The sequence below is a fragment of the Algoriphagus sp. genome, assembly GCF_046296635.1.
In the GTDB taxonomy this organism is placed as follows: Bacteria; Bacteroidota; Bacteroidia; order Cytophagales; family Cyclobacteriaceae; genus Algoriphagus.
The window spans coordinates 50,929-64,612 of record NZ_JBKBKZ010000014.1 but is presented as its reverse complement, the minus strand read 5'-3'; the positions used below and the strand labels follow the sequence as shown (position 1 = coordinate 64,612).

Annotated in this window: 10 protein-coding genes; all 10 read right to left on the bottom strand. The window is 38.5% G+C overall.

From position 1 onward, the window contains the following. Positions 1-50: 50 nt before the first annotated feature. The 10 genes from ACK4HU_RS11960 to ACK4HU_RS11915 all read right to left on the bottom strand — a co-directional run bounded on the left by ACK4HU_RS11960 (position 51) and on the right by ACK4HU_RS11915 (position 13,665). Positions 51-1,355 carry a nucleotide sugar dehydrogenase gene (locus ACK4HU_RS11960; RefSeq protein WP_409807023.1) on the bottom strand — a complete coding sequence of 435 codons (1,305 nt, stop codon included), beginning with the start codon at positions 1,353-1,355 and terminating at the stop codon, positions 51-53. A 236-nt stretch (positions 1,356-1,591) separates the two neighbouring features. After that, complete coding sequence (locus ACK4HU_RS11955) at positions 1,592-3,289, bottom strand: capsule assembly Wzi family protein (RefSeq protein WP_409807021.1); 1,698 nt, start codon at positions 3,287-3,289, stop codon at positions 1,592-1,594. Between the two features lie 9 nt (positions 3,290-3,298). Further along, on the bottom strand, positions 3,299-4,387 hold the full coding sequence (locus tag ACK4HU_RS11950) for a DUF1972 domain-containing protein (RefSeq protein ID WP_409807020.1): 1,089 nt from the start codon (positions 4,385-4,387) through the stop codon (positions 3,299-3,301). Further along, positions 4,380-5,975 (bottom strand): DUF4091 domain-containing protein, encoded by a 1,596-nt coding sequence (locus ACK4HU_RS11945; protein WP_409807018.1) that lies wholly within the window; start codon positions 5,973-5,975, stop codon positions 4,380-4,382. Before ACK4HU_RS11945 ends, ACK4HU_RS11950 begins: the two co-directional genes overlap by 8 nt. 13 nt (positions 5,976-5,988) lie before the next feature. Then, positions 5,989-6,576, bottom strand: coding sequence for a glycosyltransferase family 4 protein (locus ACK4HU_RS11940; protein ID WP_409807016.1), 588 nt, complete (start codon positions 6,574-6,576; stop codon positions 5,989-5,991). Positions 6,577-7,039: 463 nt separating this feature from the next. Next, positions 7,040-8,218 carry a hypothetical protein gene (locus ACK4HU_RS11935; protein ID WP_409807014.1) on the bottom strand — a complete coding sequence of 393 codons (1,179 nt, stop codon included), beginning with the start codon at positions 8,216-8,218 and terminating at the stop codon, positions 7,040-7,042. After that, positions 8,196-9,482 (bottom strand): hypothetical protein, encoded by a 1,287-nt coding sequence (locus tag ACK4HU_RS11930; protein ID WP_409807012.1) that lies wholly within the window; start codon positions 9,480-9,482, stop codon positions 8,196-8,198. Before ACK4HU_RS11930 ends, ACK4HU_RS11935 begins: the two co-directional genes overlap by 23 nt. Before the next feature lie 5 nt (positions 9,483-9,487). Next, positions 9,488-10,465, bottom strand: a complete 978-nt coding sequence (locus ACK4HU_RS11925; RefSeq protein WP_409807010.1) for a hypothetical protein — start codon at positions 10,463-10,465, stop codon at positions 9,488-9,490. A 185-nt stretch (positions 10,466-10,650) separates the two neighbouring features. Beyond that, positions 10,651-12,528: an asparagine synthase (glutamine-hydrolyzing) gene (gene asnB, locus ACK4HU_RS11920; RefSeq protein ID WP_409807008.1), complete on the bottom strand. Its 1,878-nt coding sequence runs from the start codon at positions 12,526-12,528 to the stop codon at positions 10,651-10,653. Then, a complete protein-coding gene (locus ACK4HU_RS11915) occupies positions 12,529-13,665 on the bottom strand; it encodes a hypothetical protein (RefSeq protein ID WP_409807006.1) in 1,137 nt (378 codons plus the stop codon). Between the last annotated feature and the right edge of the window lie 19 nt (positions 13,666-13,684).

Here is a 13,684-nt window from a genome sequence, read left to right as displayed (position 1 = left end):
TGATTATTTCTTTTTAAAGAAATGTTTCGTTGAAATTAATTGAGCTCAGATTACAACCGAGCATCCACATTGTTTTTATCCAAATTGCCTTTAACATCGAAGACAACTTGACTGCTTGATTTTACTATTTCAAATTTGGCAAATTCCTTATGTGCGACTGCTACGATTATAGCTGAATAATCCTTCAATTCAGGAAGCTCTCCATTCGATTTAATGCTAATCCCATACTCATGCATTACCTCATGTGGATTTGCCCATGGATCATAGACATCCACTTCCATATCAAAGGAACGTAATTCTTTGTAAATATCAATAACTCTGGTATTTCGCACATCGGGACAGTCTTCTTTGAAAGTGAATCCCAAGATTAAAACCTTGGCGTCGATCACTTTAAGGTCCTTTCGCATCATAAGTTTAATTACCTCAGTAGCCACGTGCTTGCCCATACTGTCGTTCAACCTACGGCCTGCAAGAATAATTTCGGGATGGTAGCCTACCTCTTGTGCCTTTTGAGCCAAATAGAACGGATCGACACCTATACAATGTCCACCAACTAAGCCTGGCTTAAATTTCAGGAAATTCCATTTGGTTCCCGCTGCTTCCAATACCTCATGCGTGTCGATTCCAAGCAAGTTAAAGATTTTGGAAAGTTCATTGACAAACGCAATATTAATATCCCGTTGACTATTCTCAATAACTTTGGCCGCTTCGGCGACTTTAATCGAAGACGCTTTATGAGTACCGGCTGTTATTACCTGCTTGTAAAGTTGATCCACATATTCAGCGGCTTCGGGGGTACTACCTGAAGTTACCTTTAAAATTTTGGCCACCGTATGTTCCTTGTCCCCAGGGTTGATTCGTTCAGGAGAATACCCCGCAAAAAAATCTGTATTGAATTTCAGTCCAGACACTTTTTCCAGAACAGGCACACATTCATCTTCTGTTACTCCAGGGTAAACAGTAGATTCATAAATTACCACATCACCTTTTTTGAGATATTTACCAATGTTCTCGGAAGCTTTGAGCATAGGTGTCAAAACTGGACGATTGTATTTGTCTGTAGGAGTAGGTACCGTCACAATGTAAATTTGGCAATCACTTAATTCCGTAGAATCAAAAGTTGGAAAAAAGCCATTTTGCCCCACACTCGGCTGGACTTTTTTCAAAACCGAAGATAAAAGTTTATCTTCAACTTCTAATGTGTAATCTTTCCCCGAGATTAAATCACTAATTCTCTTTTTATCTATATCAAAACCGATGACTGGAAACTTCTTAGCAAATTCTACTGCTAAAGGTAGGCCAACATACCCTAAACCTATAATCGCAATTTTACAATTTTTGATTGGTGTCAACATGACTTAAATATTTGATTTTTAGATTAAAACAAAAATAATTTTACTGCTCCGCTCTTTCAGTCACAAAATGACCTAGCATCTATAAAGGATTTACAAATATCTTTCAAAGAAAATAGCCATTTTGGCCATTAAAACTAAATTATTAAGAAAGGTATTTATAACATCAATTAATGAGTACCAAAGTTACTCATTTTTAAGAGATGTAGAATATTATTCCAAATCATATTCCAAAATTCCTAGTGAAAATTATAAATCAATTTTAAAGAGGAAGAGTAGGTGAATTTCTGTTTTCCTCCTTTAAATTCAGCAGAGGAAGATTCTTCACCTATCCACTGATAATTAGAGGAAGTGACAAATTGATTTGAAGTACTGACTATTAAATTTTTCCAGACAAAATCGTACAAGAAACCTGTTGAAAGATCCACCCAAGGATTTTGATCAGGTATTTCGTTCTTAATCCGATAATAAAAATCCTGATGGTTTTCAAGCCGCTGTAAGCGAATCCCAATTTTTGAAATTCCTTTGACTATGGAAGCTTCTAATAGCTGAACATTTGCCCCTACCCCTATACCAGTCCCCATGGATTCGCCAAAATTAGTAAAGCCTCTCACTTGATAGTGAGTTTGCCAACTGGTGTTCAATTCTCCCAATACAGGATATCGGATGTATCGATTTACTGATTCTTGCTGATGAACGATCTCGCCACGAAACTGCAGAAATTTTCCGGGTTGATTTAACTGTACCAATTTTTGAAACCCAAAAATATAAGCACGCGCATGTTCAGGATTTAATATGAATTCCCTCCAGTTAAAATTATGATCCCTTTTCCCAAACTCAGAATAAACTTCAAATCTACCTTTCACATTTTTGTATCGAAAAAAGACTGAAGCTTGCTGATCCTGAGCTTTCTGATCATAGAAAACCGTATTATCATTTTCGAAAAATTTCTCTTTCTGAAAAGCCTCAAAAACTGGCACCCTTCCTAGTAGAGTTTTCTCCACATCCGCATTGTATTGCTGGAAAGTACGATTCAAACCGACAGTCAGATTTTTCAAAAATGACGGTTGAAACGAAAAAGACATTCCGTTCACATACCGCCAATCCCCGCTGAAAGGTCTAAAATATTGGGCATTAAGTAGGGTATTTTGGGTAGGTTCTAAACCGGAATCTTCGGCTCTTCCAAAAATCATTTGAGCCTCCAACAAACCGATTCCAATATTTGCCGGGGATTTAGTTTTGATAAAAAAGTGCTTCATTCCCCTGGCATTATCACTAAAAATCAAAGATGAAAACTGCCCTGGTCCCCACCAAATATTTTGAGTACTAAATCCAAGCTCAGCTTTGCCAAATGTCAGAGAAACGTAGGATTGACCCCAGCTTGCAATCTGATTATAATCTCCATAAAACCGTTCGGGATGATCTCCGAAATTCCAAAAACGGAATCTGGCAAAAATAGAATTATCCGAAAACTGATCTGAGAACCCTTCAAATGGTTTATTTTGACTAAAGACAAACTCAGGTCTTAGCTGAACCTCTAAAAAATGAAACTTAAAAAACGCTCCCGTGGAAAATAAGGTTTGAAGCCCAGCTCCATTTTGCACCCCATAATTCCCCCAACCAAAGGGGCGATTGGAATTATAAACTGTTGTGCTCAAGAGGGGGAGAATTTTAGCTGATTTCTTATCAATTTGAGATTGAACCTTAAGCCCTACACTATCACTGGTTTCTTGATGTAATAAATCAGCAGTTTCCTGCTCCCAGATCAAAGGCCTTGAACCGAATGAGTATTTATGATAGCCTATACCCAAAAGCTGTGTTCTTCTGGCAGCTTCCTCCCAGACTGGAAAACCTGCAGGCAAGGTCTGAGACTTTAAAACCAAAGGATGGGTGAACAAAAAGAAAAACAATGAAAAATATACCCTATTAATACCCATAACTCCACTTCAAATCAACTTAAACATCTTCACATATTTTTTGGTAATGGCTTTCCAGGAATAATTTTTCTTTGCCAATTTGGACAAGTCTTCTATCATTGCAGCCCTATCCAATTCCCTAATTTGAAAAAGCAGTGTTTTCAATTCTACGAAATCGTTAAAATATAAAGCTTTCCCAAATGTGGTCTCTATGTTGTAATTTACCCCATAAGCAATAACCGGGAGTCCGAGATACATTGCCTCAACAAGGGAAGGATTTGTCCCACCTGCACTGTGACCATGTAGGTAAAAGAATGAATTTGATCGAAGCACATTCAATTCTTCCATCTCATAGATTGGGTTATACAGGATGATATTGTGGACTTTAGAGTATTCATGGTAAAGTTTCATGCCATAATCATTGGCATTCCAATTACCCACTACTACATAAGGCATGCCTATCTCACATTCCCTGAAGGCTCGAAGCTGCATTTCCACGTTATTTTCCGGTTCAATTCGACAAACTGTAAATACATATGGTGAACCTAGGAAGGAAAACTTTTTCTGGTAAGGGCCAGGTTCCACACTACTCACGTGATTGGCCCCATAGGCGATCAAAAAAGAATCCTTGCCATATTCTTCAGTTACATAATTCTGAATATGCTTGTTGTCGGAAATCACACTATCTGAAAATGTAACGGCCAGTCGTTCCGAGAACTTGAGGAATTTTTTGGCAAACCATCCCCATTTATCCCGCTTCCACTCCAACCCATCTATATGAGTCACAATTTTTGCTTGGGTAAATGTTTTGATCAACGGAATCATAATTGCCCCCGAGACACCCAATAAAAGAATGTGATCATGACTTTTGTAGGATTTCAACAGCGAAATCGAATCATATAGGATACTTTGTGCACCATTCGCCTTCCAATTTACATACACAAGTTTGGCTCCTTTGTAAGTTTCCAGCTTCTCCGGATAGGATTTACTTTCACAAAAAACAGTAACATCAAAGAATTTCGGTAAAAGATCAAGTAGATTGTCAACTAGTGTCTCAAACCCTCCATAATTTGCCGGAACACCGACAATCCCAAGAATTGCAAGTTTTTTCTTAATCATTCAAATAGTTCTTCATGGCCTGAATCATCTGGTTTCTCTCCGCCTCTACATTGATAAGGAAATAACGGTTTGTCGCCTGTATCATCTCGGCTGGATCTTGTACTCTGGAAATAGTCTCAAGCTTACTCATTTCCTCCAAAGCATCTTTTAAAACCAAAAATCTTAAAGAAACCTGACCATCGGGGTATATCAGATGCGCATCTCCTGAGGGCAGATCCGAATATATCGCTGATTGCAAAATATCAGAAGTCCAGAGATTGAAGGCCCATCTCAGCATTCCATCATAGCCTTTTGCTTTGGCTAGTTGAGTGAGAAAATAGATATCCCGGTAATCAGAAGTGAGTAATAGATTAGGTTGATTTTCTTTTTCAAAACAGGAGGTATAGAGTGAAGTCTTCTGGGAAGAAAGCACTCTTTTTTTAAGTTCGCCGGGTTCTACTACCACATTTACCGGCATAGAGTAGTCCTGTATCCATTCAGACAGAAAGGGGTAAAAATCACCTGCATACCCAAGCTTAAATTCCGGACTCACGGTTTTAATCCACTTCGCCAATTCAAGTGTTGTATTTGGATCTCGTTCATCAATAAAAAGCACGGTTTTTTCCAACCATCCTTTTTGTTTTAAATGCTCCGAAAAATCAATGAGAAAGGGCTTCCAGAAAGCTCGATATTCCACAGTTCCAGGTTTAGCCTGAACCGACACCACACTAGAGGAGCTTTCGTCGTAATAAAATAAAAATTCATTCCATGGAAATAAATTATGAACTGCTACTTGTCTACTAATTCCTTTGGAATGGGCCAATTCCACGTATTTATCAAAAACTCTAAAATCATAAGTGAATCGACCTTCTTTGGACTTTTTTACTTGAATCATCATTTCGTCAAAGGGTCGAATTCTTGTATTGTACAAATCCCAAAATACTGATGTGGTGATGGAGTTTTGATTGATTTGGCAGAGCTGATCAAACATTACCTCCAGCTTTTGCCAATGGCTTTGAGACCAAGGTTTAATCTGATGATGATCTGCCATCGCGATAGGAAACTGCCAGAAATCTGAGAAAAAATCCAGACTTGCCAGATCTTTTACCACCCTATCTTTGATAGTAAGCTTACCCTTTACTTCAGTCTTTTTTCCTTGTTCAGAAAAAGTAATGGAGTAAGGAAAAATGCCAGAGTTAGTGAATGAGCTTATTTTTAAATAGACGATAACCCATTGATTTTCTTCTGAGGGCAAAAACTTAAAATCAGGTTTGTTTTCTGCTCGATCAGGAACTTTTACTTTATTAAAAATCCCATTTGTCTTGGCCTCACCACAATTGCCCGCTGAAAAATCCGCCCAAATATCATGCAATTGGTAGAGCTGAAAATCAGCATCAGGCCCGGTATAAGTCACGCTGACTTCTCTCTTTGATTTTGACTCATAACGGATCGGGATCAAAATTCCATCATTTTTCCAGGCCACAAAATTCCCTTCGGCAACTTGCGGCTCATACAATTTATGCAATTCAAAAACTCTTGCTTTTTGAGCAAAATTGCACTGAGGGAATAGGAAAATGAGCAAAAGAAGATTTTTCAAAAACCAATTCATGTGATCAAATATTTTATTCAGGAGCCACTTGAAATCTCAATAATTGGCTCATTTTTTCATTAAAATTTTCCCTTGAAAATTTCCGGGAATGCTCCAGTGCATGTTGACTCAATCCTTGCCAAAATTGAAAATTTGTTTGCATTTCCTCAACCACTCGTTTAATCTCATCCAGATCGTAGTAATCAATTTGAAAGCCGTTTTGTCCATCCAGAACCAGTTCGGTTACTCCACCCGCTGTAGGAACGATCGATGGAAGCCCAAATTTCATGCCTTCAAGTATCGTCATTCCAAAAGTTTCTAAACATTCATCCTTATGTGTGAGGTTAATGACCACCGAGGCACTTTTATACCACGGTATGACATTATTTTGAACAGATAGAATGGTGAGATTTTCTGGAATATTTGACTTCAATTTCCAAAAATCCACATCTTCTTTTGAATCACTCAAAATCAAATCAAACCCTATTTGGGGCATTTCTTCAGCAAGTTTTAAAAACTCATTAACCCCTTTGTATGGACGCAAGGAAGCCAGCATCAATACTTTAAATTCTTCTTTAAGTTCATCATTGGCACCTGCTTGTTCCTCAATTTCCTGATTCACACAATTGTGGACTACGTGTGATTTTCTCGGTGCCAAAGACGGATTTTTGGACAAGAAATTGGAAACTACGATTATTTCATCTGCATAAGTTCTGACAGTCCAGAAAAGGAAATTATTGAGCAATCTGGGACTGATTTCGTATTCATGGACGTGAACGAGAACTCTCTTGCCTAGAAATTTCCCGATCCAAATTGCAGAAAAAGGAAGGATCGTATTTACATAAAAAGTACAGGAATCGCCCCAATGCCTCATCAAACGGATTGCCAACAGAAATTGGCTAAAAAAAAATGTAAACAAAGTAATTACCTTAAAACGCGAGCGGATATAATTGTTTGAATGATAAATGATGCCTGAGATTCCGGTTAAAAATCCTTCACTTTTACTTGTGTAGAGGTGCACTTCTTTCCCCATATCTCTAGCTAGGAGAATGGTATTTTTCAGTACTAGGGGACTCCCTGTATAATTATTGAGTAGGTGAAAAAAAAGAAGTTTTTCTTTCAATTTTGGATTGGTTGTAGAAAATTATTAGGAATACTGACAATAGAATATAAATAGTTGTCGAAAAAAATTCATGGGTAAACTGCTGTGCAATGATGAAAATGTAAAAACACATAGCCGAATAAAATACCAACCCCCTCCGAAAAAATAGCACTGCGAAAACAATCACAGATATAAGGTAGATTAGGTATCCTATAAATCCATAGGTATAAAGCAGTACTGAAGTCCCATTTTCGATATATCCAGTCGAATAGACGGTTCCTTTTGCAATACTTTCTTCGACAATGTTATTACCATGCCCAATCAAATACCCCAGCCAGTCTGTTTTTTCAAAAAATGCAATTCGGAATGCCTGTAATAAGTCTGACCTGGAAGTGAGCGTGCTCATGTTAAAAATGAGCTTATTGATAAATTCAAAAAAATACAAATAGAAACCAAAAGCTACGACAAGGCTTAGAACAAAGACTTTTCGATGTCTAAAAAACATAATAATATAAAACACCAAGAAACTATTTCTATTGAAGGTGAGGACAAGACCTATGGTTGAAATCCAAAATGCAACTCTGTCCAAAAGACCGGTTTTATTTTGATCCTGCTTCCAATAGTAAAGCAAAAACCAACTGATTAGCAAAGTTCCAAAAGCCTGAACAGTAGTGGTAAAGCCCTTTGCAGCATGCAAAAATGGTAAACCCTTATCATACATCGGATGCACATGTAGGTTCATCCCCACCGCATAAGAGCTGATTACGAAAAAAATCCCGAAGACAATATGGATGAATAGTGCCTTATACAAAATATCAAGTATGCCATGCTCTTGGCTTACTAAGACCACGAAGGCCAATCCTATGATTGGAAAGAAAATAATCAGTGAGGAGTCTGGTAAATTGGTCAAGTAGGTGACCAACATAAAAATCATTAAACTTACCAACACATATAAGCTTGCCACCGGTACCGTTTTCTTCAACACAACAGAATGAAAAATCAAGGCTCCTGTCATCAGTGTCATTAATGCTTTGTCTAACTGAAAACTGACGAGTTCGGTGCAAGTAATCAAGAAAAAAAGCAGAACAAGAATCACATGGAGCCCTTTTTCTCCTACCAAAATCAAAATTGGAGAAGGCCTACTTTGCGAGAGAGGTTGCAAGGATTTGAAGTTGATTTGATCGGGAATACTTCATTATTTTTTCTCTGGATTGAGCTTTCAGCTCATTCAGGCTATCGGGGTGTTGATAGAGGTCCATTATCCTCAAGACTGCATCCACTCCTTCTTTTTCATTAGAAGCAAAAAAACCGAGACCTGAATCCATCAAAATGGATTCCATCTGATCGGAATCCTTGGGACAAAGCACAACAGGTTTTCCAATCGCGAGGTATTCATAGAGTTTTGAAGATGGTATTCCTTTCATTGTTCCATAGGCAATACCTAAAAGTATGTGTGCTTTTTGAAGCATTTCTAACGCTTTTTCCCTTGGAAACCGATCGGTCACCTCAACGAAAGCGCTTAGGTGTGCCGGGACCAAAGCTTCGATTCTCTTCTTTTCCTTGATATCGTATCCAGCTCCCAAAAATATCAATCGGAATGGATAATTTTTTGTGTAGCAAGCTTCCAACACACTCAGTATCGGCCTTACATCTTGGGAGGGATAGAGCACCCCGCTATACATAATTGTAAACTGATCAGCTAATTGTGTAGAAGGAAGCTCAAGCAAACTTTCCTCGAATCCATTTTGAACTGTAATACCGGGTTTTTTAAGAAACTCAGAAATGCGCTGAGTGTAAGGTTTGGAAACTGAAACAATCAAATCGGCAGATCCAACCCATTTTTTTTCAAACTTAGACTCCAAACTTGCGATCCACTTTCTGATTTTTCCACCCGATCTTTCCATTTGAAGTTCATTGGTGGACCAGTCATCACGATAATCTGCAATCCAGGAGATACCAAGCTTTTTATGAAGTATGTACCCCAATCGAAACAGATAAAACGGTTCGCCGGAAATTAGAAGTTTCTCGGGCTTTTCTTTCTCAACCAGTTGTCTTAGGTAAGGCAAAAAATTGGAAAAAGAAGTGAATGCTAAGGTGAATTGAGCTAGGAATACGTCCAGTAATTTGGTGACTAAAAACAAGGGACGAAAAACACCTTCCCCAAATCGCCTGTAAGCTTGATCTAGGATTCCCGGTTTGAATGGAAGGTAATGCACTTCGTAATGGGGAAATTTTTCGATGATCACTTTATCACCAAGGGCCACTTTGGTATCCAAGTGCGTCTTTTGGTCTTTGGTCCATGCACGGGTTACGATGATGGGGTAAAATCCAAACCTGTAAAAATTCTGTGCCCAGTAGGTTAGCCGTTGCGCCGGAGTAAGGGTGCAAGGAAAAAAGTAGAAAGAAACTAAAAGAATTTTTTTCAATTCGATTAATTGACCGATTCCAATGAAGGTTCCACATTCGATAAGTTTAAGTCACGGAGTAGGTTTTCCATGACTTTTTCATTTTGGTGGTTGGAATATTTCCATGCGATTTGGTGAGAGATTTCTTTCTTTTTTTGAATTTCTTCTATTGAAATCGCATTCAAGGCTTCTCCCAATTCTTTCTCTTCAAATGAAGAGCCTACGATTCCATTTTTTTCTTCAAGGACTATTTTGCTCATCTCCGGAGAAGGACCAATTGCAATAGCTAGGCGGGCTTGGATAAACTCAAAAAATTTATTGGGAAGGGCATTGGCATAGTTAAAATTGACAGGCTCCAAAATGAATAGACCTATATCAAATCGATTAATGAATGAGGAAATTTCTTGGGTAGGAACTGGAGGTAAGAATTCAATTCTTTTTCCTTTTGCCAATTCTTTCAACTCTTGATAATAAGCCGGATCTGAAGGAATAAGCATCAATTTCAATTCAAACCGCTCATCTAAATAGTCCATGAGGTGGATCATTTTCTCAATTTTTCTGCTTCTGTTGGCTATACCATGATGAATAATCTGAATTTTATCCTTCTCAGGACTTGGGGTCAAGTCAGGCTCATATTCTGGTGTATTTAGAATCAAATATGCCTGGACTCCATAATCTTTCGTGTAATCTTTGGCTATTCCATCGCAAACAGTGATAAATTTATCAGCCTCGGGAATGTATTTTTTACAGACAAAATTGACAAATCGCTTGTGAAACCATTTCCAAATCAACATTTCACTAAATTCCTTAGCGTACTGTTCATGTGCATCAAATATGACTTTAGACTCGGGATGAGATTTTTTTAAGGCTACTGCTAATGGCCATGTTTCGGCATCATTTGCCAAAATCAAATCAAATTTTGGCTGCACCAAACTCAAATCTTTCAGACTACTATGACGCAAAAATTCCTTCACTCGAACACGAGCTAATCTTGTCACCATCATACCTAATTTTAAGGCGCGGAAAAATGGAGACTTTGCTTTGGTTAATGGGTAAAAAGGACGTATTCCAGCGTATTCAAGGCCACTCAGAACAATATCAAATCCTTGTTTTTCAAAAAAGGAAATCTGCCTAAGCACCCTCGGATCAGCATGCATTCGGGAAAAAGATAAAATGAGAACCCGCTTTTTCAAGATTCAAAAAGATTAGCTATCATTAAATGATTCCAACTACCATCTCCCTTAGTATGAGCTATTTGAGATTCAATGGGAAAATTCTCTGCGCCTTTTTTCAAAATTCCTTCTTTGCTCAAGATTTCCCGTGAAGCTTTGATTTTTTCCTGTGTTTTGGGATTATCCATCCAGGATTTTTGAGGAGGCTCAAAGCCGATTTTATCTTTTCTCCAAGCAATTTCTTTCGGAAGTAAATCCTCAAATGCAGCCCGCATCAAAAATTTAGTCCATCCGTCCTTGATTTTCAATTCAGAAGGAAGGCTGAATACAAATTCCACCAGTTCATGTGAAAGGAAAGGAAGCCTGACTTCCCTGCTATGAGCCATGGAGTTGCGATCCGCATATCTCAATAGTGTGGGCAATCCTATTTCAAAAGTCGAGAAATACAAATGACTATTCAAGTGACCCAAATCGAAGTTGAAATCATTGTGGGAAGACTTTCGAAAGGTGGCGAAGAAATCATCTGACATGAGCGTTGAGTTTTTCATCTTTCTATTCAACACTTTTCTTCCTACTTTATTTACCAAAGTTGGAAAATTAGCTGCAATAGATTGCCGAAATCCAGGTTTTGGTATTTTGGTATTGATGGTATTTTCTTCGTGAAGTTGTAGATAGGCAGAAAATTCATTTTGAAACTGAGCTCCTGAACGCTTCCGGATTTCATTAAAAAATGTCGTGAAATAAGGATGGTAGCCAGCTAGAATTTCGTCAGCTCCTTGTCCATCCAAAAGGACAGTTACTCCCTTCTTTTTGGCCAACTCATATACTTGATATTGGACCAATATGCTAGCTGACCCAAAAGGTTCCTCCTGATGATAGCAAATTCTGTCGAATACTCCTTCCAATTCGTCTATTTCACTGTAGATTTCATGTGAGTTTATTCGCGTTTTTTCTTTGACTTTTTCAATGAAGTAACCCTCGTCTTTATGAAAATTCTTGAACCTGGCCGAAAAGGTATTTTGAATTGATTCCGGATGATCCTTAAGTAAGTGATCAATCACACAGACTACTAACGAACTATCGATTCCACCAGACAAGCTCGAGCCCACTAAGACATCTGATCGAAGTCTTCGGCTTACCGACTCGATGAAGAGTTCACGGAACCGATATTTGGCATCATCGAGCCCAATCGAAGTGCTTTGAGCAAGGGGATTGATCGCCCAGTATTTTCTCACAGAGATTGATCCTTTTTTCCAGATCAGGTAATTTCCAGGAGCCAACTTCCTTACGCCTTTGAAAAAAGTCTGTCCCAGATCCGAATGGTTATCCAAGAGATCAAAATGCAGGTAATTGAATATCATCTCAGAGTCAGGACTTTTCTTCACGCCCACGGCCCAAAATTCTTTCATTTCTGAAGCAAAGTAAAATGCATCTTCAAATTGCGTGAAGAAAAATGGCTTTTCACCAAATCGATCCCGCGCACAAAAAACCTCCCCAGTTTGATTGTCATACAAGGCAAAGGCAAACATTCCATCCAAGTCCTGAAGACAGTCTTCCCTTTTTAGATCAAACAAAGCAAGAAGCACCTCCGTGTCAGAATTGCTACGAAACTTATAACCCTTTTTAATCAGATCCGCTTTGATTTCAAGATAGTTATAGATCTCTCCGTTGAAAGTGAGTGTATATCGATCCAAGTAATGCATCGGTTGAGCACCTGACTCGGATAAGTCCAATATTGACAATCTTCTGTGACCAAAACCAATCCTACCGTCTTCGCTCATCCAATGCCCAGACCCATCTGGACCCCTATGGATGATTGAATCAGTCATTTTCACCAGCTTTTCCTTGCTGATTAGATTCGGGTTTTCAGAAAGAATTCCTGCTATTCCGCACATTTACTTTTCTATTTCAAGTTTAGCCTCTTTATAATCATGTACTAGTCTATTTGCGATGGCTATAGGATCATGCCATTTGAGAACAAATTCTCTGCTTTTTTTTGCCAATTCCAACAAATCCGCTCTTGGCATTTCCAAGACGGATTTCAGTCCGGCTTTGATACTCTTGGAATGAACATTTATAAAAGGAAGTTCTTGTTTCATCTGAATTGGAATGTACTTGAGGTCTTCTTCTCTAATGTAAACCAAAACCGGCTTACCCAGCGCCATGGCTTCCACTGCCAAACCTCCATACCATCCAAAAAACAATTGATCGACCAATACATCAATATCCTGATAAATCAGTTTTGCTTCTGCGTTGGAGACTCCTTCGATGAGTACAAACTCAAATTGATATCCTTCAGATTTGAGCTCATCCAGAGCCTCAATTACGTAATCAGTACCTTTTCCTTTTCTATTACTTGGTGCATGCCCTATACGCAACGGTCGATCCATCAATTGGGTATAATGTGGTTCCCATTCTTCAAAAGAAATATGGGAGTAAGGTAAAAACTCAGCCCCCTCGGGTAGTACATAGAGCAAGTCTGGGTTAAGACCATAGACTTTGGAACAGAACTGGGACATCCGATGGATTTGGATTCTTTTCTGGGCATCTGTTCTTTCATTATAATAATCAGATCCCACTTGAGTTGCTGCTGTTACTTTGAAATTTTTCAGGCAAAAATCCCCCTGCCTTGCATCATCGCCTTGGTATTGTACAAACATTGGAATCCTACGCCATTTCAGTACACTAAGTTCTATGCCTTGCATCAAATTCAAATATCTCGAATAGAATTTCCTAAACAGATTGCGGGCCAGAGATGGAGTGGCGATGTATGGTTCTTGAATATACAAGGTGGTTCCAAAATTGAAATGGACTGCATCCCAATTTTGAAAAACATAAGTCAATGCTTTTAGCCTTTTCCATTCCCTTTGGAAAAAATTGTCCGAATCCTTCCATATAACTTTGTCTACTGGGTAACCCAAATAGTTCTGTCTCAAAGCCCAGGTTTGACTATCCACTTCAAGAATTAGCATATGTTTACTGATCCCTTGAGGATTTCCTCCTACAGTTGTGGGAAGATGGAGTACTTTCATTTTAAAGATATTCTTAAAA

Coding starts and splice junctions, on each gene's coding strand:
- ACK4HU_RS11960 (WP_409807023.1), bottom strand. CDS start 1,355: ATGTTGACACCAATCAAAAATTGTAAAATTGCGATTATAGGTTTAGGG.
- ACK4HU_RS11955 (WP_409807021.1), bottom strand. CDS start 3,289: ATGGGTATTAATAGGGTATATTTTTCATTGTTTTTCTTTTTGTTCACC.
- ACK4HU_RS11950 (WP_409807020.1), bottom strand. CDS start 4,387: ATGATTAAGAAAAAACTTGCAATTCTTGGGATTGTCGGTGTTCCGGCA.
- ACK4HU_RS11945 (WP_409807018.1), bottom strand. CDS start 5,975: ATGAATTGGTTTTTGAAAAATCTTCTTTTGCTCATTTTCCTATTCCCT.
- ACK4HU_RS11925 (WP_409807010.1), bottom strand. CDS start 10,465: ATGATGGTGACAAGATTAGCTCGTGTTCGAGTGAAGGAATTTTTGCGT.
- asnB (WP_409807008.1), bottom strand. CDS start 12,528: ATGTGCGGAATAGCAGGAATTCTTTCTGAAAACCCGAATCTAATCAGC.
- ACK4HU_RS11915 (WP_409807006.1), bottom strand. CDS start 13,665: ATGAAAGTACTCCATCTTCCCACAACTGTAGGAGGAAATCCTCAAGGG.